The organism is Streptomyces brasiliensis (genome assembly GCF_014647875.1).
Classification (GTDB): domain Bacteria; phylum Actinomycetota; class Actinomycetes; order Streptomycetales; family Streptomycetaceae; genus Streptomyces; species Streptomyces brasiliensis.
Genome location: NZ_BMQA01000002.1, coordinates 306069 through 329096, shown reverse-complemented (window position 1 = coordinate 329096; position 23028 = coordinate 306069). Strand labels below are relative to the sequence as shown.

Below are 23028 nucleotides of genomic sequence, written 5' to 3'. Positions count from 1 at the left end.
GGTTGCCCTGTGGATAACGCGGGCTGTTGAGCGCCGGTGTCGGTGCTGTGCCGGTGAGCGGGGTTTCTCGGGCACCCGGGGGCGAGCTGTGGAGGTGGCTTCCGCCTGCCCGCGCTTGCGGGGTGGTCGCAGCCACGGCGGCCAGTACGGCGGGCGCGGCGGCACCGCGCCCGCAGCTGCGCAGCGGTTCCCGCTGCCGTTCGCCCTTCTCCCGCGCTAGTGTCTGCCCGACAAGGACGTTACTCATGGGTAAGGGGAATCGGCCATGCAGCTCGGGATCAACCTCGGCTACTGGGGTGCTGGGATGGACGCGGACAATCTGGCCGTGGCGCAGGAGGCCGAGCGCCTGGGGTATGCCGTGTGCTGGGCCGCCGAGGCGTACGGCTCTGACGCGGCCACCGTGCTGAGCTGGGTCGCCGCGAAGACCGAGCGGATCGACGTCGGCTCGGCCATCTTCCAGATTCCGGCCCGCCAGCCCGCGATGACCGCGATGACCGCCGCCACCCTCGACTCGCTCTCCGGCGGCCGCTTCCGCCTCGGCCTCGGCGTCTCCGGCCCGCAGGTCTCCGAGGGCTGGTACGGCGTCAAGTTCGACAAGCCCCTCGCCCGCACCCGTGAGTACGTCGAGATCGTGCGCAAGGCCATGACCCGGGAGCGGCTGTCGTACGAGGGCGAGCACTGGACACTGCCCCTGCCCGGCGGCCCCGGCAAGCCGATCAAGCTGACCGTGCACCCGCAGCGCGAGCACATCCCGCTCTACATCGCCGCCATCGGGCCGAAGAACCTCGAGCAGACCGGCGAGATCGCCGACGGCGCGCTGCTCATCTTCCCGTCCGCCGACCACCTCGAGGAGACCGCCGTCACGTACCTGCGCGCCGGACGCGAGAAGGCCGGCAGGACCCTCGAGGGGTTCGACATCTGCCCGACGCTGCCGCTCGCCGTCGGCGAGGACAAGGACGTCGCCCGGCTCGCCGACACCTTCCGCCCCTACACCGCCCTGTACGTCGGCGGCATGGGCAGCCGCAAGCAGAACTTCTACAACCAGCTCGCCCAGCGCATGGGCTACGAGAAGGAAGCCGCCGAGATCCAGGACAAGTACCTGTCCGGCGACAAGCAGGGCGCCGGGGCCGCCGTACCGCAGGACCTGATCGACAAGACCACGCTGCTCGGCTCCGTGGACCGCATCGCCGAGCGGATGAACGCCTACGCCGCCGCCGGAGTCACCACCCTCACCCTCGCCCCCGCGGGCTTCACGCTCGACGAGCGGCTCGCCTCCCTGCGGGCCGGCACCGAGGCCCTGGAGCGGGCCGGGCTCGCGTAACACGCGGAACACACACGCGGAGCTTCCGCGGCCGTGGTGGGGGCTCGGGGGTCTTCCCCGCCACGGCCGTCACGGGGAACAACGCGCCCGCGCCCGCGCGGTTACGCCCCCGCACGAGCCCCCTGCTCCTTCTTTCGGCGCAGTTGTCGGACACACCTGTTGCAGCACCTCCCGCACGGCATTTGACTCGTTCTTTGCGGAGTTCCACGGCGGCGGCGGACAGCCGTGGAATCCGTGAGTCCCGCAGAGAGGTGCCCACGATGCTTTCGGCCAGGAGCCTGTTCCAGGAGATCCTCGACAACGACGAGTCCTTCCGGCTCTTCTGTTCCATCGCGGCCAGCGGGGAGTCGCAGGGCGGCTGGGAGAACAGGCGGATCGCCGCACTGGTGCCGCGGAGCGAACGTCCTCTCGCGCCCAAGATCGCCCGTCACGGCGCGGACGAGGACAAGCACGGGCGGATCTTCCACGCCCTCATGAAGAAGCGCGGCCTCCAGCCGGTCGCCGTACCGCCCGAGACCGACTACACGATGCTCCTCGAGCGGGACGGCATCGGCCTGGCCCACCAGAAGCTCAAGGCCGACGAGCCGCTCACCGTGCAGGACGTCGTCACCTACCTCGCCCACAGCCGGGTCACCGAACAGCGGGCCTCCGAGCAGATGGAGATGCTGCGCAGGTACTTCGGCGCCCACCCGGACGTCGGCCACGCCGTGAAGATGATCTCGCACGACGAGGACAACCACCTCGCCTACTGCCACGAGGAACTGCTCCGGTTCGCGCACGCCGGCCACGGCCGCGTCATCCAGCGCGCGCTGCGCGAGTGCGCCCTCGCCGAGATCCGGATCCACCGGGACGTCAGCCTGGCCGTCATGGCCCACATGGGGCGCATCCTGGGCTGGCCGCGGGCCAAGTCCGCGCTGCTCGCGGCCGGCATCCACGCCGTGTACGGGTACGAGCGCCTCGCGGGCTGGCGCCGGATGGTCTCCCTGTGCATGCCCGAGCGCCGCAACGCCCTCGGCGGCCCGGTCACCCCGGCCCCCGAGTTCGCCTGACGAACGGCCGACCGTCCTCCGAGGCCCGCCGCCTACAACCAGCCGCGCCGCTTGAACATGCAGTACAGCAGCACCTCCAGAGCGGCCATCAGCGCGATCACCGCCGGATATCCGTACAGCCAGTGCAGTTCCGGCATGTGGCCGAAGTTCATGCCGTAGATCCCCGCGATCAGCGTGGGTATCGCGGCCATGGCCGCCCACGCCGAGATCTTCCGCATGTCGTCGTTCTGCCGGACGCTCATCTGCGCCAGGTGTGCCGACAGGATGTCCGACACCAGCCGGTCCAGGCTCTCCACCGACTCGTTCACGCGCATGAGATGGTCGGTGACGTCCCGGAAGAACGGCCGCGCCTTGTCCTGTACGAACGGCACCGGCGTGACGTTCGGACCCTGCCCCGCGAGCCGGGTCGTCGGGGCGGCCAGCGGGACGGTCGCGCGGCGGAACTCCAGCACCTGCCGCTTGAAGGTGTAGATCCGCGACGCCGTGTTCCGCGAGCCGCCGCCCGACGGTGAGAACACCTCGGCCTCCAGCTCCTCCAGGTCGGTGCCCAGCTCCGTGGCCACCTCCAGATAGTGGTCGACGACCGAGTCCGTGATCGCGTACAGCACGCCGGTCGGACCGTGCTTCAGCATCTCGTGCTGCTCCTCCATGTGCCGCCGGATGGCGTTCAGCGGCGCGCCCTCACCGTGCCGGACCGTCACCACGAAGGAGTCGCCGAGGAACACCATCAACTCACCGGCCGTGACGGTGTCGCTGTTCGGCTCGTAGTTCACCGGCTTGAGGACCATGAACAGCGAATCGTCGTACACCTCGAGCCTGGGCCGCTGATGCGCCTTCAGCGCGTCCTCCACGGCCAGCGGATGCAGCGCGAACTCCTCCGTGACCAGGGCGAACTCCCGCTCCGTCGGTTCGTACAGCCCGATCCAGAGAAAGCTGTCGCCCTGTGCGCGTGCCTGCGCGAGGGCGTCGGAGAGGTCCTCGGGCTCCTCCGCGCGCTCCCCGTCCCGGTAGATGGCGCAGTCGACGATCACGCAGCGTATTCTCCTGCCGCCCGGTCAGTCCCGCACTCGCGGGTACGCCTACCCTGGGCGGCATGCCCACGCTGATCCTCGTAAGGCACGGACGTTCCACCGCCAACACCGCGGGCCTGCTCGCAGGCTGGACGCCGGGCGTCGCCCTCGACGAGCGCGGCACCGCACAGGCCGCCGCACTGCCCGGACGGCTCGCCGCGCTGCCGGTCTCCGAAGTCGTCACGAGCCCCCTGCAACGCTGCATGGAGACCGTCCAACCCCTGCTCGACGCCCGCCCCGGGCTGCGCGTCCACACCGACGACCGGATCGGCGAGTGCCACTACGGCGACTGGTCGGGCCGCAAGCTCGCCGAGCTCAAGGACGAACCGCTGATGGAGGTCGTCCAGGCGCATCCGTCGGCCGCAGCGTTCCCCGGCGGGGAGTCCATGCGCGCGATGCAGACGCGGGCCGCCGAGGCCGTACGCGAGTGGAACGCGCGCGTGGAGCGCGACCACGGCGCCGACGCCGTGTACGTCATGTGCTCGCACGGCGACATCATCAAGTCGCTCGTCGCGGACGCGCTGGGCCTCCATCTCGACCTGTTCCAGCGGATCTCCGTCGAACCGTGCTCCGTCACCGCGATCCGCTACACGCGCCTGCGGCCGTTCCTCGTTCGTCTCGGGGACACCGGGGATTTCGCCTCCCTTGCCCCACGTGAGGAACCGACCGGGGAAGACGCACCGGTCGGGGGCGGTGCGGGAGCACCGTGATCGTCGCCCGCAGTAGGGTGAAGCGATTCACATCAACGCGCTCACGCACGGATCCTCACGCACTCTCGGCTTCAGCACTTTCGACTTCAATGGAGACAGGACGTGTCCCGTCAGGTGTTCCTCTACGACCCACCGGATCGCTTCGTCGCCGGCACGGTCGGGCTGCCCGGACGCCGTACGTTCTTCCTCCAGGCCTCCGCCGGCCCCCGGGTGACCAGCGTGGCCCTGGAGAAGACCCAGGTCGCCGCGCTCGCGGAGCGCATGGACGAGCTGCTCGACGAGGTCGTACGCCGTAGCGGAGGCAGCGCGCCGGTGCCCGCCATGGCGCCCACCGAGGTTTCCGACACCGCGCCGCTCGACACTCCCATCGAGGAGGAGTTCCGCGTCGGGACCATGGCGCTGGCCTGGGACGGCGAGGTGCAGCGCATGATCGTCGAGGCCCAGGCGCTCGTGGAGCTGGACGCCGACTCCGAGGAGGACCTCGCGGAGGCCGAGGAGCGGCTGCTCCAGGACGAGGAGAACGGACCCCCGATGCTGCGGGTCCGGCTCACCGGCGCGCAGGCCAGGGCCTTCGCCAAGCGCGCCCTCGACGTCGTCAACGCCGGAAGGCCGCCGTGCCCGCTGTGCAGCCTCCCGCTCGATCCGGAAGGACACGTATGTCCGCGCCAGAACGGATACCGCCGGGGAGCGTGACGTCCGTCACCGGCATCGCCGAACTGCTCGTCAACGGCGAACTGAAGGTCCGCGGCCGCATCCGTGAGGCGTCCAACGCGGCGCTGTTCTGCACGGTCTCGCTGGACGGGCGCGAAGCGTCCTGCATCTACAAGCCCGTCGCCGGGGAGCGCCCGCTGTGGGACTTCCCCGACGGCACCCTCGCCGAGCGCGAGGTCGCCACGTACGAGGTGTCCGAGGCCACCGGCTGGGGGCTGGTGCCACCGACGGTGCTGCGCGAGGGGCCGTACGGCGAGGGCATGTGCCAGCTGTGGATCGACGCGACCCCCGACGGCGAACTCCTCGCCCTGGTCGACGGCGACGAACCCGGACCGGGCTGGAAGGCGATCGGCTTCGCCGAGGTCGGTGAGGGAAGGACCGCGCTGCTGGTGCACGCCGACGACGAGCGGCTGCGCCGGCTCGCCGTCCTCGACGCGGTGATCAACAACGCGGACCGCAAGGGCGGCCATCTGCTGCCGTCCGCCGAGGGACATCTGTACGGCATCGACCACGGTGTCACGTTCAACGCCGAGAACAAGCTGCGCACCCTGCTGTGGGGCTGGGCCGGCGAGCCCCTCATCCCCGAGGCGGTCGACGTCCTGAAGGGCCTCAAGGGCGCCCTGGGCGACGGCGGCGCGCTGGGCGTCCGGCTGTCCGGCCTGATCACGGGCGTCGAACTGGAGGCCACGCGCGCGCGTGTCGACGCACTGCTCACCTCGGGGAAGCACCCGGAGCCGACGGAGGAATGGCCGGCGATCCCCTGGCCGCCGGTGTAGACCTCCGGCCGCCGGTGTACGCGGACGTGCCGCCGGTGTGCGCGGACGGGCCCCGGAGCCGTGGAAACGCCGGGGAAGCACAACAGCCGCGGGATCGCAAGATCGCCGATCCGGCCATCTGGCCTGGTCCGGTTCGTATACGCAACTTGTCGGCGGTTACGCTCATGGGCATGCATGCCTGGCCCGCTTCCGAGGTCCCCGCCCTGCCTGGTCAGGGCCGCGACCTGAGGATCCACGACACCGCGACCGGCGGCCCGGTCACCCTCCAGCCCGGTCCTGTCGCCCGTATCTACGTCTGCGGCATCACCCCGTACGACGCGACCCACCTGGGTCACGCGGCGACCTACAACGCGTTCGACCTGGTCCAGCGCGTGTGGCTCGACACCAAGCGGCAGGTTCACTACGTCCAGAACGTCACGGACGTCGACGATCCGCTGCTCGAGCGCGCGGAGCGCGACGGCGTCGACTGGGTCGCCCTCGCCGAGAAGGAGACGGCCCTCTTCCGCGAGGACATGACCGCCCTGCGCATGCTCCCGCCCCGGCACTACATAGGCGCCGTCGAGGCGATACCCGGCATCGTCCCGCTCATCGAGCGGCTGCGCGAACTCGGCGCGGCCTACGAACTCGAGGGCGACATCTACTTCTCCGTCGGGTCCGACCCGCACTTCGGCTCGGTCTCCCACCTCGACGCGGCCGCGATGCGGCTGCTGTCCGCCGAGCGCGGCGGCGACCCGGACCGCCCGGGCAAGAAGAACCCGGTCGACCCGATGCTCTGGATGGCCGCGCGTGAGGGCGAGCCCAGCTGGGACGGTGACTCGCTCGGCCGGGGCCGGCCCGGCTGGCACATCGAGTGCGTCGCCATCGCCCTGGACCACCTCGGCATGGGCTTCGACGTCCAGGGCGGCGGCTCCGACCTGGCCTTCCCGCACCACGAGATGGGCGCCTCGCACGCCCAGGTGCTGACCGGCGAGTTCCCCATGGCCAAGGCGTACGTCCACGCCGGCATGGTCGCCCTGCACGGCGAGAAGATGTCCAAGTCCAAGGGCAACCTCGTCTTCGTCTCGCAGCTGCGCCGCGACGGCGTCGACCCCGCCGCCATCCGGCTCGCCCTGCTCGCCCACCACTACCGCTCCGACTGGGAGTGGACCGACCAGGTGCTCGCGGACGCGGTGGCCCGCCTCGACCGCTGGCGCGCGGCCGTCTCCCGGCCCGACGGTGCGCCCGCCGACGCGCTGGTCGAGGAGATCCGCGAGGCCCTCGCGAACGACCTCGACGCCCCGTCCGCGCTGACCGCCGTGGACCGCTGGGTGGCGCGGCAGGAGGAACAGGGCGGCGCGGACACGGGCGCCCCCGGCGTCGTGTCCCGCGCCGTGGACGCCCTCATGGGCGTGGCGCTGTAGAACACCGGACACGACAGGGCCGCTCCTCCGGCAGGAGGAGCGGCCCTGTCGTGTCCGGTGTCGGATGCCGGGCTGCCGTCCGGTTCCGGCGCTTGGCGACTCCCGTGTCGTATTGCCGTCGGGTGCCGGATGTCCGGCGTCTTCCGGCCCCTTGCCGCCCGCCGCCCCGAAGCGCCTTCGGCTGTCCGGCTGTTGTCGTCTCCCGGTCGGCGGTGGCCCGTGCCGGATCGCCATCGGCCGTACGGCTGCTGTCGATCCCCGGCCCGAGAGACCACCGCCTCCGTCGCCCCCGTCCGCCCGCGCCCAGAGCGCCCCGACAACGCCGGACCCGGCTCCTGTCGAGGTGCTGCCGGATCGCCGCATGCGGCCGCGGTGAGCGCGGCCCACGTGGTGGGCTGGACACGTCGGTCGACCCTCGGACCGGGCAACTGCCGGTCCCCTCGCGGCAGGACACCCCGTGGCACCCACACACGGCTCCTCACACGACCTCTCACCCGGCGCGGCCTGCTCACCATCGGCGCGGCGACGACCGCCGCGGTGGCCGTCGGCACCCGCGCCGCCGTCTGGCCCGCCAGCATCGCGCTGCCCGGCGGCTGGCGCTGCAAGCATCGCCGTCGGCGCCGGCCCGTACGCCTACGGCGGCTCGCTCGCCGACGGCTCGATCCTCCGCATCGACCTGCGCACCGGCCTGGGGCCGCGTCGTCTCCGCCGGCCCCGGCACACCCGCCGTCGGCCTCGAACTCGACGTCCACGGACGGCTCTTCGCCGCCGGACAGGCCTTCGGCGCCCGTGTGGTGGACGTGCGCAGCGGCGAGATCCTCGCCTCCTACGTCCTCGCCACGGCACCCCGACCTTCGTCAACGACGTCGTCCTGACCCCGCGTGCCGCCTGGTTCACCGAGTCCGCTTCCGTCTCGCCCCCGACGGCCGCAGCGGTGTCTTCCAGCGCCGTATCACCGACCCCGGCTTCGACGTGCCCACCACGGCGGCCGCGTTCCGGGGCCGGCTCTGTCTGCCCAACGCGCGGTTCTCCACGAAACCGACGCCCGGGACGACGTACTCCGTGACCGCCGTGCGGGCATGACGGCGAAGGGGCGGCACACGGTTCGCGTACCGCCCCCGCTCAGTCCTCGGAGGTGTCCTCGTCGTCGTTCCCGGAATCGTCGGAGGACGTGTCCGGGGTTCCCGGACCGCCGCTCTCCCCGGCATCGCCCGGTCTGGGTGGCTTCGGCGGGCGGGTCCGGCCGCTCGGGTTGTCCCGCAGATACGAGGAGGGCGACGACGGACCGTCCCCGCCGTCCGCCGTGGCGTGCCCGCCCGGCGGGTTCACGTCCCTGCGCCGCAGATAGCGCTCGAACTCCCGCGCGATGGCCTCGCCCGACGCCTCCGGCAGCTCGGCGGTGTCCCGGGCTTCCTCCAGAGTCTGCACGTACTCGGCGACCTCGCTGTCCTCGGCGGCCAGCTGGTCCACGCCCACCTGCCAGGCCCGCGCGTCCTCGGGCAGCTCACCCAGCGGAATGCGCAGGTCGAGCAGGTCCTCGAGCCGGTTGAGCAGGGCCAGGGTGGCCTTCGGGTTGGGCGGCTGGGACACATAGTGCGGTACGGCCGCCCACAGCGACACCGCCGGGACACCGGCGTGCGCACACGCCTCCTGCAGGACGCCGACGATGCCCGTCGGGCCCTCGTACTTGGTCTCCTCCAGGTCCATGCGCTGTGCCAGGTCCGGATCGGACGTGACCCCGCTGACCGGGACCGGACGCGTGTGCGGGGTGTCGCCGAGCAGGGCACCCAGGACGACCACCAGCTCAACGCCCAGTTCGTGCGCGAAGCCGAGCAGCTCGTTGCAGAACGAGCGCCAGCGCATGGACGGTTCGATGCCGCGGACCAGCACCAGGTCACGGGGCTTCTCGCCGCCGACCCGGACCACCGACAACCTGGTCGTCGGCCATGTGATCTTGCGCACGCCGCTGTCCATGAACACCGTGGGGCGGTTCACCTGGAAGTCGTAGTAGTCCTCGGCGTCCAGCGCCGCGAACACCTCGCCCTTCCACTCCCTCTCCAGATGCGCGACCGCGGTGGAGGCGGCGTCGCCGGCATCGTTCCAGCCCTCGAACGCGGCCACCATGACCGGGTCGATCAGCTCGGGAACCCCCTCGAGCTCGATCACCCAGCGCCTCCTTCCGACGTGCCCTCGCGTACGTCCCAACCTTACGGCGTCCGGCGGGGGCGACCGCAGCCCCCTTGCACGGGGGAGTGAACGGATCACTGCCCCGTTCACCGGTCTCGAACACCCGTCGTCGCAGGCGGGAGCGTTTCGCGGCGCTCACGGTTCACAGCGTGCTGCGCAACCACTGCTCCACGCTCGCGATGTGCACCGTCGCCCACGACCGGGCCGCCTCCGCGTCCCGGTCGCGCAGCGCGGCCAGGATCGCCCGGTGCTCGCGCAGGGTGCGGCCGACCGCGTCCTCCTGGGTCAGTCCGCGCCAGATCCGGGCCCGGGTGGTCGGTCCGGACAGGCCGTCGAGCAGGGAGCACAGCACCGTGTTCCCGGAACCGTGCACGATGCGGCGGTGGAACTCCAGATCGCCGGCGACCAGTTCCTCCACCGAGGGCGCGGGGCCGAGTGCGTCCAACTGAGCGGAGAGCGCGTCCAGTTGCTGGTCGCTGATCCGTGAGGCCGCCATGGCCGTCGCCGCGGGCTCCAGGATCCGCCGTACGGCGAGGAACTCCAGGACGGTGTCGTCGCGGTGGAAGTCGACGACGAAGCTCATCGCCTCGAGGAGCAACTGCGGGTCCAGGCTGGTGACATACGTCCCGTCGCCCTGCCGTACGTCCAGGATCCGGATCAGCGACAGGGCGCGCACCGCCTCCCGCAGGGAGTTGCGGGACAGGCCCAGTTCGGTGGCGAGTTCGCTCTCCTTCGGGAGCCGGTCTCCGGGGCGCAGCGCACCGGAGACGATCATGTCCTTGATCTTCTCGATCGCCTCGTCGGTGACTGCCATGACCGGCCTCCTGTGCGCTCAGACATCCGATGTCTGTGCCACATTATGGGGGCATACCGACAGGCCCGGGTGCGGTGGTGAACCGCACCCGGACCGCGGTCATGCGGTCATGCGTCAGCCGAAGGCCTTCACGGCCTGGTAGTAGGTCCAGGCGGTGCCGTCGCAGGCGGTCTTCGTCGCGCCGCCGTAGCTGTTGCAGACACGCTTGAGGTCCTCGTACAGGGCGCTGTCGAGGCGGGACTTGTTGGCGCTGAACGTGCCGGCGGCCTTGTAGTTGCGGTAGCCGAAGTCGTGGCGGGCGCAGGACGTGGCGAAGGGGAAGCCGAACGGATTGTCCGGCGAGGAGGAGCAGTAGTCGGTGGACCAGTCGAACGCGTAGGCAGACCACGCGGCCTGGTTGGCGCGGGCGGCGACCCACGCGTTGTAGCTCGACGCGCTGGTCTGGGTCCAACTGGCCAGCACCTGGGGCTTGTCGGCGGGAGCCGCGGTGGCGGCGGTGGCGGTGGCGGTGACGAGGGCAAGGGCCGAGGCGGCGAGGCCGGTGGCGAGTCTTCGGTGCATCCCAACACCTCCATGAAAAACTGCGATCCGCCCATCGGATCGCAGGTTCATGACAATGAGGGTGCCCGCTCGAACTTGCCTTTCCGGCCGCACGTGCCCTAATGGATCGTCAACTCTTGGGCAGCACGACCCGGACAGCCGAAAGGGGCGGCTCCACCGCGGTGGAGCCGCCCCTTCCCGCTGCGGGGTCTACTTGTTCTCGTCTTCGTCCAGTACGTCCTGCACCTTCGCGCGAATGTCGTCCGTCGCCAGGCCGCGGATCGTCAGCGTCGTCCGGCGGCGCAGCACGTCGTCCGGCGTCTCGGCCCACTCGTGGTCCCGGGCCCAGACGACCTGCGCCCAGATCTCGGGCGCGTCCGGGTGGACACGCTCGGCGAGCCCGGGGTCCTCGTTCGCCAGGCGGGCGATGTCGAAGGCCAGCGAACCGTAGTGCGTCGCCAGGTGCTTGGCGGTGTCGGCGGCCATGCGCGGGCCGGGCGCCGGGCGGTCCACAAGGAGGCGGTGCGCGACGGCGCGGGGGTTGGCGACACCGGGCAGCGGCAGCTTCTTCGGCAGCGAGGAGATCGGCTCGAAGTCGTCGCCGAGCGGGTGACCAGGCAGCGCCTCCAGCTTCGTCATGACCGTACGGCCGATGTGCCGGAAGGTGGTCCACTTGCCGCCGGCGACGGACAGCATGCCGCCCTTGCCCTCGGTCACCACCGTCTCGCGCTTGGCCTTCGCCGTGTCGCCGGGACCGCCCGGCAGCACGCGCAGACCCGCGAACGCGTAGGTGATGAGGTCACGGTCGAGCTGCTGGTCGCGGACCGAGAAGGCGGCCTCGTCGAGTATCTGGGTCACGTCCTTCTCGGTGACGGCGACGTCCGCGGGGTCGCCCTCGAACTCCTCGTCGGTCGTGCCGAGCAGGAGCATGTCCTCCCAGGGGAGGGCGAAGGTGATGCGGTACTTGTCGATGGGGGTCGCGAGTGCGGCCTTCCAGGGGGCGGTCCGCTTCAGGACCAGATGCGCGCCCTTCGACAGACGGATCGACGGTGCTGCATGGGGGTCCTCCATCTTGCGCAGGTGATCCACCCAGGGACCGGTCGCGTTCAGCACGAGGCGGGCCTCGACGCCGAACTCGTCGCCGGACAGCCGGTCGCGCAGCTCGGCGCCGGTGACCCGGCCCTTGGTGAAGCGGAGGCCGGTGACCTCGGCGTGGTTGAGGACGACGGCGCCCGACTCGACAGCCGCGCGGACCGTCATCAGCGCCATGCGCGCGTCGTTCATCTGGTCGTCGCCGTACACGGCCACGGCCTTGAGGTTCTCGGTGCGCAGCTCGGGCACGTCCTGCGCCGCCTTGGCGGGGGAGAGCAGGTGACCCACGCCGTCACCGAACGCGGACAGCGCGGAGTAGGCGAAGACGCCCGCCCCGAGCTTCGCCGCGCCGTGCGGCCCGCCCTTGTACACGGGGAGGTAGAAGGTGAGCGGGTTCGCCAGGTGGGGGGCCACCTGACGGGAGACCGCACGGCGCTCGAAGTGGTTCTCCGCCACCAGCTTCACCGCGCCGGTCTGCAGATAGCGCAGACCGCCGTGGAGCAGCTTGGAGGAGGCGGAGGAGGTGGCGCCGGCGAAGTCGCCGGCGTCGACCAGAGCCACCCTCAGGCCGGACTGCGCGGCGTGCCAGGCGGTGGAGATGCCCAGAATGCCGCCGCCGATCACAAGAAGGTCGTACGACGCCTTGGCGAGCTGCTCCCGGGTCTCGGCACGGCTCGGGTTGGAACCGGAGGCCGGGCGCGTCCCCAGGGCAGGCACGGACTGCAGGGTGGGCTGACTGGTCATGTGGGGTTCTTACTCCTCGTGCTCGATCCAGCCCATGGTCCGGTCGACGGCCTTGAGCCAGTTCTTGTGTTCACGGTCGCGGGTCTCCGCGTCCATGCGGGGGGTCCACTCGGCGGCCCGGCGCCAGTTGGCGCGCAGGTCGTCGACGCTGGTCCAGAAGCCGACGGCGAGACCGGCGGCGTAGGCGGCGCCCAGGGCGGTGGTCTCGGCGACCATCGGGCGCACCACGGGAGCGTCCAGGACGTCCGCGAGGGTCTGCATCAGCAGGTTGTTCGCGGTCATGCCGCCGTCCACCTTCAGCGTGGACAGCTCCACGCCGGAGTCCTTCGTCATGGCGTCCGCGATCTCGCGGGTCTGCCAGGCGGTGGCCTCCAGGACGGCACGGGCGAGGTGGGCCTTGGTGACGTACCGGGTCAGGCCGGCGATCACACCGCGGGCGTCGGAGCGCCAGTGCGGGGCGAACAGGCCGGAGAAGGCCGGTACGAAGTAGGCGCCGCCGTTGTCCTCGACCGTCAGCGCGAGCGTCTCGATCTCGGCGGCGGTGGAGATCAGGCCCATCTGGTCGCGCATCCACTGCACCAGCGAGCCGGTGACGGCGATCGAGCCCTCCAGGGCGTACACCGTCGGCTGGTCACCGATCTTGTAGCCGACTGTGGTGAGCAGACCGGCGTACGAGTTGATGATCTTGTCGCCGGTGTTCATCACCATGAAGGTGCCGGTGCCGTAGGTGGACTTGGTCTCGCCCTCGGAGAAACACGTCTGGCCGAACAGGGCCGCCTGCTGGTCGCCGAGTGCGGAGGCCACCGGGATGCCGCCGAGCAGATCGCCCAGCTTGCCGCCGGTCACCTCGCCGTAGATCTCGGCGGAGGAACGGATCTCGGGCAGGATCCGCGTCGGCACGCCGATGGACTCGGCGATCTTCTCGTCCCACTGCATCGTGTGCAGGTTCATCAGGAGGGTGCGGGAGGCGTTGGTGACGTCGGTGACGTGCTTGCCGCCGTTGACACCGCCGGTCAGGTTCCAGATGACCCAGGTGTCCATGGTGCCGAAGAGGATGTCGCCCGCCTCCGCACGCTCGCGCAGTCCCTCGACGTTGTCGAGCAGCCAGCGGGCCTTCGGGCCGGAGAAGTAGGAGGCCAGCGGCAGCCCGGTCTCGCGGCGGAAGCGGTCCTGCCCGACGTTGCGGCCCAGCTCCTTGGTGAGGGCGTCGGTGCGGGTGTCCTGCCAGACGATGGCGTTGTGGACGGGCTCACCGGTGTTCTTGTCCCACAGCACGGTGGTCTCGCGCTGGTTGGTGATGCCGATGGCCTTGATGTCGTCGCGGGTGATGCCGGCCTTGGCGACGGCTCCGGCCACGACCTCCTGGACGTTGGTCCAGATCTCGTTGGCGTTGTGCTCGACCCAGCCCGGCTTCGGGAAGATCTGCTCGTGCTCCTTCTGGTCGACGGAGACGATGCGGCCGTCCCGGTCGAAGACGATGCAGCGCGAGGAGGTCGTGCCCTGGTCGATTGCGGCGATGAACGGGCCTGCCGTGTGGGCGTCGGTCACTGTGTGCTCCTGGGTTTCCATGGTCTTGGGGCTGGTACGTACGGCGCGTGCTGTGAGGCTCGGTGTTCGATGCTCGAGGGCTTCGGGGGGCTCGCAGGCGAGGTTCTCTCTAAGCAAATGCGACGTTGTAGATGCCTGCAGCGATCGCGCCGCCGATCAGTGGACCGACGACCGGGATCCAGGCGTAGCTCCAGTCGGAGCCACCCTTGTTGGGCAGGGGCAGGAGGGCGTGCACGATGCGGGGACCGAGGTCACGGGCCGGGTTGATGGCGTAGCCGGTCGGGCCGCCGAGGGACAGGCCGATGGCGACGACCACCAGCGCGGTGATCAGACCGCCCAGGATGCCGAGGCCGTTGCCCTTGTCGTTCAGGCCCTGCGTGAGGACCGCGAGGATCAGCACGACGGTGCCGATGATCTCCGTGAGGAGGTTCTGCACCGTGTTCCGGATCTCCGGGCCGGTGGAGAAGATGCCCAGCACCGGGCCGGCGCCCGTCTCCTCGGCCTCCACGGCCTTGGCCGCCGTGGCCTGCGCGCCGGGACCGCCGACGATCTCCTTGTCGGTCAGGTGCGCCTGGAACTGGCCGTAGTAGGCGACCCAGACCAGGGCGGCACCGATCATCGCGCCGAGCAGCTGGCCGGCGAAATAGGTCGGGACGTTGCTCCAGTCGCCGTCCTTGATGGCGAGGGCGAGGGTGACGGCGGGGTTGAGGTGGGCGCCGGAGAGCGGTCCGGAGATGTACACCGCCGTCATGACGGCGAAACCCCACCCGAAGGCGATGGCGAGCCAGCCGGCGTTGCGTGCCTTGGAGGCCTTCAGCGTCACGGCGGCGCACACACCACCGCCGAGCAGGATGAGTACGGCGGTACCGATGGTCTCGCCGATGAAGATGTCGGAGCTGGACACCCGCGACTCCTTTGTCCTTCGTCCAGGGAAAGCCGAACCCCGAATCCCTCCGGGTGTTCAGGCGCCCTCAGGGGGGTGAGAGCTGAACCGGCCCTGACGTTGTCACACTCTAGCGCGTATTGCCGCTAGGTGTTCGACAATGCCGACCGATGGACGGGAGTCTTGCTCCGGCGCTACGCATGAGTCAAGGGTTTGCTTATCGAAAGCGCGATCGTTATTGATTGCTGTGAGCTATCGATCCTCGAGCGCCGGAACGCGACGCATTGAGGCGGGCACCCAGAGTGGCGATCGGTGGGTGTGTTCCGGTTTGTTCACCTCGGAGTACGACCGAGGCCGGAACGCCGACAGGCGAACCGGCCTCGGTGGGGTAGTGCTCGGTGCGGCTCAGAACCGCCCGGCGCCCAGGTCCCGCGACACCGCGCGGGCGCAGTCCCGCACCGCCGCGATCAGCTCGGAGCGCAGCTCCCCGTCCCGGCGCAGCCGCTCCACGGCGCCCGTGATCCCGACCGCGCCGACCGGCATGCGCCGCCCGTCGTGGATGGGCGCGGCGATGGACGCCACGCCCTCCCAGGTCTCCTCGACGTCGGCGGCGTACCCACGCGCACGCGTGATGTCGAGGATGTGCTCGAAGTCCTCCAGCTCGCACACCGTGCGGTCCGTGAAGGCCTTTCGGTCCGCCTCCACCGCCTCGCTGTGCGCCACGGGGTCGTAGGCCGACAGCACCTTGCCCAGGGCCGTGGAGTGCAGCGGCTGCATGGCACCGATCTCCAGCACCTGCCGGCTGTCGTCGGGCCGGAAGACGTGGTGCACGACCAGCACCCCCTGCTGGTGCAGCACTCCCAGATGGACGCTCTCCCCGCTGGAGCGGGCCAGGTCGTCCGTCCACACCAGTGCCCGCGCCCGCAGCTCGTGCACGTCGAGGTACGTGGTGCCCAGGCGCAGCAGCTCGGCGCCCAGCTGGTAGCGCCCGGAGGCGTCGTCCTGTTCGACGAAACCCTCCTGCTGGAGGGTGCGCAGGATCCCGTGGGCCGTGCCCTTGGCGAGGCCCAGCGACGAGGCGATGTCCGAGAGGCCGAGCCGTCGCTCGCCGCCCGCGAGCAGCCGTAGCATCGCCGCCGCCCGCTCGAGCGACTGGATGTTCCGTGCCATCGCCGTCCCTGCCTCCGTCCATCGCGTGTCGACGCGCGACCTCGCGCTGCCATCGTTCGGCAATGCCGAACACTACCGGTCCATGTCGACGTCCCGCTAACGGTCCGACGACACCTGTTACGTCACCGGCGGTCCGGGTGCGGCACACCTGCCGCACCCGTCCGCCTCGTGGACGCCCTGCCCATCCAATCCCACTCCCGGTTACGCTGGCGCCGTGCGTCATGCCCGGATCCCCTCCGGGCAGCCGCATAGCCGACAGCCGTCGCACCTCAGGGAGCCCCTACATGGCCTCGTTGCCGCCGACCCCTTCCGCCGACAGCCGGACCCGTGTGTCCGCGCTCCGAGAGGCGCTCGCCACCCGCGTGGTGGTCGCCGACGGAGCGATGGGCACCATGCTCCAGGCCCAGGACCCCACCCTCGAGGACTTCGAGAACCTCGAGGGCTGCAACGAGATTCTCAACCTCACCCGCCCCGACATCGTCCGCTCCGTCCACGAGGCGTACTACTCCGTGGGCGTCGACTGCGTCGAGACCAACACGTTCGGGGCCAACCACGCGGCCATGGCGGAGTACGACATCGCCGACCGCGTCCACGAACTGTCCGAGGCGGGCGCCCGCATCGCCCGCGAGGTCGCCGACGAGTTCACCGCGGGTGACGGCCGGCAGCGCTGGGTCCTCGGCTCGATCGGCCCCGGCACCAAGCTGCCCACCCTCGGCCATGTGCCGTACACCACCATCCGGGACGGCTTCCAGGCCAACGCGGAGGGCCTGCTCGCGGGCGGCGCCGACGCGCTGATCGTGGAGACCACCCAGGACCTGCTGCAGACGAAGGCGTCCGTCCTGGGCGCCCGGCGCGCCATGGAGGCCACCGGCGTCGAGGTCCCCCTGCTGTGCTCGATGGCCTTCGAGACCACCGGCACCATGCTCCTCGGCTCCGAGATCGGCGCCGCGCTCACCGCCCTCGAGCCGCTCGGCATCGACATGATCGGCCTGAACTGCTCCACCGGCCCCGCCGAGATGAGCGAGCACCTGCGCTACCTCACCCGGCACTCCCGCATCCCGCTGCTGTGCATGCCGAACGCGGGCCTGCCGGTGCTCACCAAGGACGGCGCGCACTTCCCGCTCGACCCCGAGGGCCTGGCCGACGCCCAGGAGAACTTCGTACGCGACTACGGTCTGTCGCTCATCGGCGGCTGCTGCGGCACCACCCCCGAGCATCTGCGCCAGGTCGTCGAGCGCGTCCAGGGCGTCACCCCGCCCGGGCGCGACCCGCGCCCCGAGCCCGGCGCCGCCTCCCTCTACCAGACGGTCCCGTTCCGTCAGGACACCTCGTACCTGGCCATCGGCGAGCGCACCAACGCCAACGGCTCCAAGAAGTTCCGCGAGGCCATGCTGGAGGGCCGCTGGGACGACTGCGTGGAGATGGCGCGCGAGCAGATCCGCGAGGGCGCACACATGCTCGACCTGTGCGTGGACTACGTCGGCCGGGACGGTGTCGCCGACATGGAGGAGCTGGCGGGCCGCTTCGCCACCGCGTCCACGCTGCCGATCGTCCTCGACTCCACCGAGGTCGACGTAGTCCGCGCCGGCCTGGAGAAGCTGGGCGGACGCGCGGTCATCAACTCCGTCAACTACGAGGACGGCGACGGCCCCGAGTCCCGCTTCGCGAAGGTCACCCGGCTCGCGCAGGAGCACGGCGCCGCGCTGATCGCGCTGACCATCGACGAGGAGGGCCAGGCCCGCACCCCCGAGAAGAAGGTCGAGATCGCCGAACGGCTGATCCAGGACCTGACGGCGAACTGGGGCATCCACGAGTCGGACATCCTCGTCGACACCCTGACCTTCACGATCTGCACCGGTCAGGAGGAGTCCCGCAAGGACGGCATCGCCACCATCGAGGCGATCCGCGAGCTCAAGCGCCGCCACCCCGACGTGCAGACCACGCTGGGCCTGTCGAACATCTCCTTCGGCCTCAACCCGGCCGCCCGCATCCTGCTCAACTCCGTCTTCCTCGACGAGTGCGTGAAGGCCGGCCTCGACTCGGCGATCGTCCACGCGTCGAAGATCCTCCCGATTGCGCGGTTCACCGAGGAGGAGGTGCAAACGGCCCTCGACCTCATCCACGACCGCCGCAGCGAGGGCTACGACCCGCTGCAGAAGCTGATGGCCCTCTTCGAGGGCGCCACCGCAAAGTCCCTGAAGGCGGGCAAGGCCGAGGAGTTGGCGGCGCTGCCGCTGGAGGAGCGCCTCAAGCGGCGCATCATCGACGGCGAGCGCAACGGCCTGGAGGCCGACCTGGACGAGGCGTTGCAGTCCCGCCCCGCCCTCGACATCGTCAACGAGACGCTCCTGGACGGCATGAAGGTCGTCGGCGAGCTGTTCGGCTCCGGGCAGATGCAGCTGCCGTTCGTCCTCCAGTCCGCGGAGGTCATGAAAGCCGCAGTCGCCCACCTCGAGCCGCACATGGAGAAGTCGGAGGCCGAGGGCAAGGGCACGATCGTGCTCGCGACGGTGCGCGGTGACGTGCACGACATCGGCAAGAACCTCGTCGACATCATCCTGTCCAACAACGGCTACAACGTCGTCAACCTGGGCATCAAGCAGCCCGTCTCCGCGATCCTGGAGGCCGCCGACGAGCACCAGGCCGATGTCATCGGCATGTCCGGGCTCCTCGTCAAGTCCACAGTGATCATGAAGGAGAACCTCGAGGAGCTCAACCAGCGCGGTCTGGCGGCGGACTACCCCGTCATCCTCGGCGGCGCGGCGCTCACGCGCGCGTACGTCGAGCAGGACCTGCACGAGCTGTACGAGGGCGAGGTGCGCTACGCGCGCGACGCGTTCGAGGGGCTGCGCCTGATGGACGCGCTGATCGGGGTCAAGCGGGGGCTGCCCGGCGCGAAGCTGCCCGAGCTCAAGCAGCGCCGGGTCCGCGCCACGGCCGCCGTCGAGGTGGACGAACGGCCGGAGGAGGGCCACGTCCGCTCGGACGTCGCCACGGACAACCCGGTGCCGACGCCGCCGTTCTGGGACACCCGCGTCATCAAGGGGATCCAGCTCAAGGAGTACGCGAGCTGGCTGGACGAGGGTGCGCTGTTCAAGGGCCAGTGGGGCCTCAAGCAGGCCCGCACCGGTGAAGGCCCGACGTACGAGGAACTCGTCGACACGGAGGGCCGCCCGCGCCTGCGCGGCCTGCTCGACCGGCTCCAGACGGAGAACCTCCTCGAAGCCGCCGTGGTCTACGGCTACTTCCCCTGCGTGTCCAAGGACGACGACCTGATCATCCTGGACGAGCGCGGCAACGAACGCACGCGGTTCACGTTCCCGCGCCAGCGCCGCGGCCGCCGCCTGTGTCTCGCGGACTTCTTCCGCCCGGAGGAGTCGGGGGAGACGGACGTGGTCGGACTCCAGGTCGTCACGGTGGGCTCGCGCATCGGCGAGGAGACGGCGAAGCTGTTCGAGGCGAACTCCTACCGCGAGTACCTCGAACTGCACGGCCTGTCGGTGCAGTTGGCCGAGGCGCTCGCCGAGTACTGGCACGCGCGCGTCCGTTCCGAACTCGGCTTCTCCGGCGAGGACCCGGCCGACGTCGAGGACATGTTCGCCCTCAAGTACCGGGGCGCCCGCTTCTCCCTCGGCTACGGCGCCTGCCCCGACCTCGAGGACCGGGCCAAGATCGCCGAACTCCTCCAGCCGGAACGCATCGGCGTCCACCTCTCGGAGGAGTTCCAACTCCACCCCGAGCAGTCCACGGACGCGATCGTGATCCACCACCCGGAGGCGAAGTACTTCAACGCGCGGTAGCCCTCCGAAGGGCGAGGACGGACGGGAACCGGGACGATCCGGCACGGCGCCGTTCCGGGCCGTGCCGGGAGCGGGGCCCCTGGGCGGGGCAGCGAAGCGCGCAGGCCCCGGGGCACCGTGCTCCCGCCCGCGCCGACCCCTTCGCCCTGCCCGCCGTGTTGCACGGTGCCTTTGTCCGGCCGTGTTGCCCTGCCTGTGCTCTGCCCCACCCCGCCCTCGCCCGGCGATATTCCGTCCCCAAACGCCCCCCTCCGCTCACCCTGTGTCACCTCGCCCTCGGCCCATCCGGCCCGCTCGCCCAGCAAACCGCCCACCCCGGCCCCCGCCCCCCACCCCACCGCCGCCGCGACCCGCCCCACCAGCGCTGTGCGAGGCGTTTGGGGCGGAGGCGACGTACACTTGTCGGTCCACCGCAGGCCGGTTCCCCGCTTGGGAACCGGCCTGGTCGTCCCTCAAGGAGGTGCGCCCGGATGACCACTACGGTCCCCGCGCTCGGAACCCGTACGGCGGAAGGGTCGGCCCTGCAAGCCGTCCTCCTCGACATGGACGGCACCTTGGTGGACACCGAGGGCTTCTGGTGGGACGTCGAGGTCGAGGTATTCGCCACCCTCGGGCACCGCCTGGACGACTCCTGGCGGCACGTCGTGGTCGGCGGCCCCATGACCCGCAGCGCCGGCTTCCTGATCGAGGCCACCGGCGCCGAGATCCCGCTCGCCGACCTCTGCACGCTGCTCAACGAGGGCTTCGAGGACCGGATCGGCCGCGCCCTGCCCCTGATGCCCGGTGCCGCCAGACTCCTCGCCGAGCTGTACGAGCAGGAGATCCCGACAGCCCTGGTCTCCGCCTCGCACCGTCGCATCATCGACCGCGTGCTCACCTGCCTCGGCCCCCACCATTTCGCCCTGTCCGTCGCCGGCGACGAGGTCTCCCGCACCAAGCCGTACCCGGACCCGTATCTGCTCGCCGCCACCGGCCTCGGGGTGGATCCGGCCAGGTGCGCGGTCGTCGAGGACACCGCCACCGGCGTCGCCTCCGCGGAGGCCGCCGGCTGCCATGTGGTCGCGGTGCCGTCCGTCGCACCCATCGGCCCGGCCCACCGCCGAACCGTGGTGTCCTCTCTCGAAGAGGTCGACCTGGCTTTTCTGCGCGGTCTGATGACACAAATGCGCTAGCCGTTCACCCAGCGTGCCAAGCCCATTGGACAAAAAGCCGCCGCGGTACACCCGACGGAATTCGAAGCAGGCCGCATGGCCGAATTCCTGTACCTACCAACCGAGTTGAACATGTGACGTTTGCCACTTCAATGAGGGGTCGACATCGACGGCCGGGTGTGCTGAATGCCCCTGTTCGGGGGTGGTCGCCATGCCCTTGTGTCCCGATTGATGGAACGCTGCACTAATCCTGCCGCTGTCGGGTTTTCGGTGTGTCCACACCCGGTTTCGCTGCGTGATGGTCACTCAACTCCAGCGGCTGTGAACCCTCGTGCCGGTGCCGACTAATGTCATCGCGAGAACATCCCCCTTACCCCCGTGATCCGCTGCGACACCCCTGCATGTCGGATACACGGATTGAACAGTCCTGGAGAAACTCGAGCATGAACCGCAAGATTTTGGTGCTGCCGGCCTTGGCCGGGTTGCTCGCGCCGGTTCTCGCCGCGTGTGGTGGATCCGACAGCGGCGGCAAGAGCGGCGACGCGATCGTCGTCGGCACCACGGACCGGTTCACCGCCACCAAGGACGCGCCCGCGCCGCTCGACCCGGCGTACGCGTACGACGTCGGCCCGTGGAACATCCTGCGCCAGACCGTGCAGACCCTGATGATCCAGCCCAAGGGCGAGGGCGACCCGGTGCCCGAGGCCGCCCAGAGCTGCGGCTTCACCGACACCGGCAACGAGCGCTACGCGTGCAAGCTGCGCGACGGCCTCAAGTTCGCGAACGGCGACGCCATCACCGCCGAGGACGTCAAATACTCCATCGAGCGGGCCCTGCGCATCAAGGCCGGCACCGGTGTGTTCGCCCTGCTGTCCACCATCGACACCGTCGAGACCCAGGGCGACCGCGAGGTCATCTTCCACCTCAAGACCGCGGACGCCACCTTCCCGTTCAAGCTGTCCACTCCGGTCGCGGGCATCGTCAACCCCAAGGACTACGAGAAAGACAAGTTGCGCGACGGCTTCGGCCTCGACGGCTCCGGCCCCTACACCTTCCACGCGGACGTCAAGGACCACGCCATCGACGTCGCCACCTTCACCAAGAACCCCAACTACAAGGGGAGCTTGAAGGTGAACAACGACAAGGTGCAGATGCGCTCCTTCGCCGACGCCGACGCGATGGGCGCCGCCATCGACAAGGGTGACATCGACGTCATGACGCGCGCCATGACGCCGTCCCAGATTCAGAAGCTCGACACCGGCTCCGACGAGAACGTCGACCTCGTCGAGATGCCCGGCCTGGAGATCCGCTACCTGGCCTTCAACACCAACGCGCCCACCGTGAAGACGAAGGCCGTCCGCCAGGCGATGGCCCAGGTCATCGACCGCGACGAACTCGTCTCCAAGGTGTACGGCTCCCAGGCCGAGCCGCTGTACTCGCTGGTCCCGGCCACCATCACCGGTCACTCCAACTCGTTCTTCAACAAGTACGGCGACCCGAGCACCAGCAAGGCCAAGACGCTCCTCGAGAAGGCCGGCATCACCACCCCGGTGAAGCTGACGCTGCACTACACGACCGACCACTACAGCGCCGCCACCAAGCCGGAGTTCGAGGTCCTGCAGAAGCAGCTCAACGGCAGCGGCCTGTTCCAGGTCGATATCAAGGGCGCGCGTTGGGACATCTTCCGCCCCGCGGAGCAGAAGGGCCAGTACGACGTCTACGGCATGGGCTGGTTCCCCGACTTCCCGGACGCGGACAACTACGTCGCGCCGTTCCTCGACAAGGACAACTTCCTCGGCTCGCCGTACGCGAACAACACGATCCGCGACTCCCTGATCCCGCAGTCCCGCCGCGAGGCCGACCGGCTCGCCGCCGCCAAGAGCCTGACCACCGTCCAGGACATCGTCGCCGAGGACGTCCCCGTACTGCCGCTGTGGCAGGGCAAGCAGTATGTCGCCGCACGGGACGACATCACGGGCACCGCGTACGCGCTCAACTCCTCCTCGACGCTTCAGCTGTGGGAGCTCGGCCACGGTGTGAGCGGCTGACGTCCCCTTATTCA

Annotated in this window: 17 protein-coding genes; 9 read left to right on the top strand and 8 right to left on the bottom strand. The window is 70.1% G+C overall.

The features are described 5' to 3' along the window. Positions 1-265 precede the first annotated feature (265 nt). Together IEZ19_RS05155 and IEZ19_RS05150 are read left to right on the top strand one after the other, a co-directional pair. Positions 266-1321 carry an LLM class F420-dependent oxidoreductase gene (locus IEZ19_RS05155; protein WP_189309779.1) on the top strand — a complete coding sequence of 352 codons (1056 nt, stop codon included), beginning with the start codon at positions 266-268 and terminating at the stop codon, positions 1319-1321. Between the two features lie 260 nt (positions 1322-1581). Then, complete coding sequence (locus IEZ19_RS05150; RefSeq protein WP_189309778.1) at positions 1582-2370, top strand: ferritin-like domain-containing protein; 789 nt, start codon at positions 1582-1584, stop codon at positions 2368-2370. 32 nt (positions 2371-2402) lie between these two features. Here the strand turns inward: IEZ19_RS05150 and corA are convergent, their stop codons facing one another. Beyond that, a complete protein-coding gene (gene corA / locus IEZ19_RS05145) occupies positions 2403-3401 on the bottom strand; it encodes a magnesium/cobalt transporter CorA (protein WP_189309777.1) in 999 nt (332 codons plus the stop codon). 62 nt (positions 3402-3463) lie between these two features. Here corA and IEZ19_RS05140 point away from each other — a divergent pair, with 62 nt between their 5' ends. From IEZ19_RS05140 to mshC, 4 genes are all read left to right on the top strand, one after another. Beyond that, the gene (locus IEZ19_RS05140) at positions 3464-4150 is read left to right on the top strand and encodes a histidine phosphatase family protein (protein WP_189309776.1); all 687 of its coding nucleotides are present in this window, start codon (positions 3464-3466) and stop codon (positions 4148-4150) included. A 102-nt stretch (positions 4151-4252) separates the two neighbouring features. Next, positions 4253-4843, top strand: a complete 591-nt coding sequence (locus tag IEZ19_RS05135; RefSeq protein ID WP_189309775.1) for a DUF3090 domain-containing protein — start codon at positions 4253-4255, stop codon at positions 4841-4843. Further along, positions 4807-5637 (top strand): SCO1664 family protein, encoded by an 831-nt coding sequence (locus IEZ19_RS05130; RefSeq protein ID WP_189309774.1) that lies wholly within the window; start codon positions 4807-4809, stop codon positions 5635-5637. The genes IEZ19_RS05135 and IEZ19_RS05130 overlap by 37 nt, the downstream gene beginning before the upstream one ends. A 170-nt stretch (positions 5638-5807) precedes the next feature. Beyond that, complete coding sequence (gene mshC, locus IEZ19_RS05125; RefSeq protein ID WP_189309773.1) at positions 5808-7037, top strand: cysteine--1-D-myo-inosityl 2-amino-2-deoxy-alpha-D-glucopyranoside ligase; 1230 nt, start codon at positions 5808-5810, stop codon at positions 7035-7037. 1122 nt (positions 7038-8159) lie between these two features. Here mshC and IEZ19_RS05120 read toward each other — a convergent pair. The 7 genes from IEZ19_RS05120 to IEZ19_RS05090 all read right to left on the bottom strand — a co-directional run bounded on the left by IEZ19_RS05120 (position 8160) and on the right by IEZ19_RS05090 (position 16015). Continuing rightward, on the bottom strand, positions 8160-9203 hold the full coding sequence (locus tag IEZ19_RS05120; RefSeq protein ID WP_189309772.1) for a PAC2 family protein: 1044 nt from the start codon (positions 9201-9203) through the stop codon (positions 8160-8162). Between the two features lie 163 nt (positions 9204-9366). Continuing rightward, positions 9367-10038 carry a FadR/GntR family transcriptional regulator gene (locus tag IEZ19_RS05115; protein WP_189309771.1) on the bottom strand — a complete coding sequence of 224 codons (672 nt, stop codon included), beginning with the start codon at positions 10036-10038 and terminating at the stop codon, positions 9367-9369. Between the two features lie 114 nt (positions 10039-10152). Further along, positions 10153-10599: a phospholipase gene (locus IEZ19_RS05110; protein WP_189309770.1), complete on the bottom strand. Its 447-nt coding sequence runs from the start codon at positions 10597-10599 to the stop codon at positions 10153-10155. Positions 10600-10788: 189 nt separating this feature from the next. Continuing rightward, positions 10789-12414, bottom strand: coding sequence for a glycerol-3-phosphate dehydrogenase/oxidase (locus IEZ19_RS05105; RefSeq protein WP_189309769.1), 1626 nt, complete (start codon positions 12412-12414; stop codon positions 10789-10791). A 9-nt stretch (positions 12415-12423) separates the two neighbouring features. Next, positions 12424-13962, bottom strand: a complete 1539-nt coding sequence (gene glpK, locus IEZ19_RS05100) for a glycerol kinase GlpK (RefSeq protein WP_189309768.1) — start codon at positions 13960-13962, stop codon at positions 12424-12426. Positions 13963-14071: 109 nt separating this feature from the next. Then, entirely contained in the window at positions 14072-14866 is a 795-nt protein-coding gene (locus IEZ19_RS05095; protein ID WP_189309767.1) for an MIP/aquaporin family protein, read from the bottom strand. A 384-nt stretch (positions 14867-15250) separates the two neighbouring features. Further along, positions 15251-16015 carry an IclR family transcriptional regulator gene (locus tag IEZ19_RS05090; protein ID WP_189309766.1) on the bottom strand — a complete coding sequence of 255 codons (765 nt, stop codon included), beginning with the start codon at positions 16013-16015 and terminating at the stop codon, positions 15251-15253. Positions 16016-16299: 284 nt separating this feature from the next. Between IEZ19_RS05090 and metH the strand changes: the two genes are divergently transcribed. The 3 genes from metH to IEZ19_RS05075 all read left to right on the top strand — a co-directional run bounded on the left by metH (position 16300) and on the right by IEZ19_RS05075 (position 23014). Continuing rightward, positions 16300-19815, top strand: a complete 3516-nt coding sequence (metH, locus tag IEZ19_RS05085) for a methionine synthase (protein ID WP_189309765.1) — start codon at positions 16300-16302, stop codon at positions 19813-19815. Positions 19816-20285: 470 nt separating this feature from the next. After that, positions 20286-20987 (top strand): HAD family hydrolase, encoded by a 702-nt coding sequence (locus IEZ19_RS05080; protein WP_189309764.1) that lies wholly within the window; start codon positions 20286-20288, stop codon positions 20985-20987. Positions 20988-21409: 422 nt separating this feature from the next. Then, positions 21410-23014 (top strand): ABC transporter substrate-binding protein, encoded by a 1605-nt coding sequence (locus tag IEZ19_RS05075; RefSeq protein WP_189309763.1) that lies wholly within the window; start codon positions 21410-21412, stop codon positions 23012-23014. Positions 23015-23028: the final 14 nt, after the last annotated feature.

Coding starts and splice junctions, on each gene's coding strand:
- IEZ19_RS05155 (WP_189309779.1), top strand. CDS start 266: ATGCAGCTCGGGATCAACCTCGGCTACTGGGGTGCTGGGATGGACGCG.
- IEZ19_RS05150 (WP_189309778.1), top strand. CDS start 1,582: ATGCTTTCGGCCAGGAGCCTGTTCCAGGAGATCCTCGACAACGACGAG.
- IEZ19_RS05140 (WP_189309776.1), top strand. CDS start 3,464: ATGCCCACGCTGATCCTCGTAAGGCACGGACGTTCCACCGCCAACACC.
- IEZ19_RS05130 (WP_189309774.1), top strand. CDS start 4,807: ATGTCCGCGCCAGAACGGATACCGCCGGGGAGCGTGACGTCCGTCACC.
- mshC (WP_189309773.1), top strand. CDS start 5,808: ATGCATGCCTGGCCCGCTTCCGAGGTCCCCGCCCTGCCTGGTCAGGGC.
- IEZ19_RS05115 (WP_189309771.1), bottom strand. CDS start 10,038: ATGGCAGTCACCGACGAGGCGATCGAGAAGATCAAGGACATGATCGTC.
- IEZ19_RS05110 (WP_189309770.1), bottom strand. CDS start 10,599: ATGCACCGAAGACTCGCCACCGGCCTCGCCGCCTCGGCCCTTGCCCTC.
- IEZ19_RS05105 (WP_189309769.1), bottom strand. CDS start 12,414: ATGACCAGTCAGCCCACCCTGCAGTCCGTGCCTGCCCTGGGGACGCGC.
- IEZ19_RS05090 (WP_189309766.1), bottom strand. CDS start 16,015: ATGGCACGGAACATCCAGTCGCTCGAGCGGGCGGCGGCGATGCTACGG.
- metH (WP_189309765.1), top strand. CDS start 16,300: ATGGCCTCGTTGCCGCCGACCCCTTCCGCCGACAGCCGGACCCGTGTG.
- IEZ19_RS05080 (WP_189309764.1), top strand. CDS start 20,286: ATGACCACTACGGTCCCCGCGCTCGGAACCCGTACGGCGGAAGGGTCG.
- IEZ19_RS05075 (WP_189309763.1), top strand. CDS start 21,410: ATGAACCGCAAGATTTTGGTGCTGCCGGCCTTGGCCGGGTTGCTCGCG.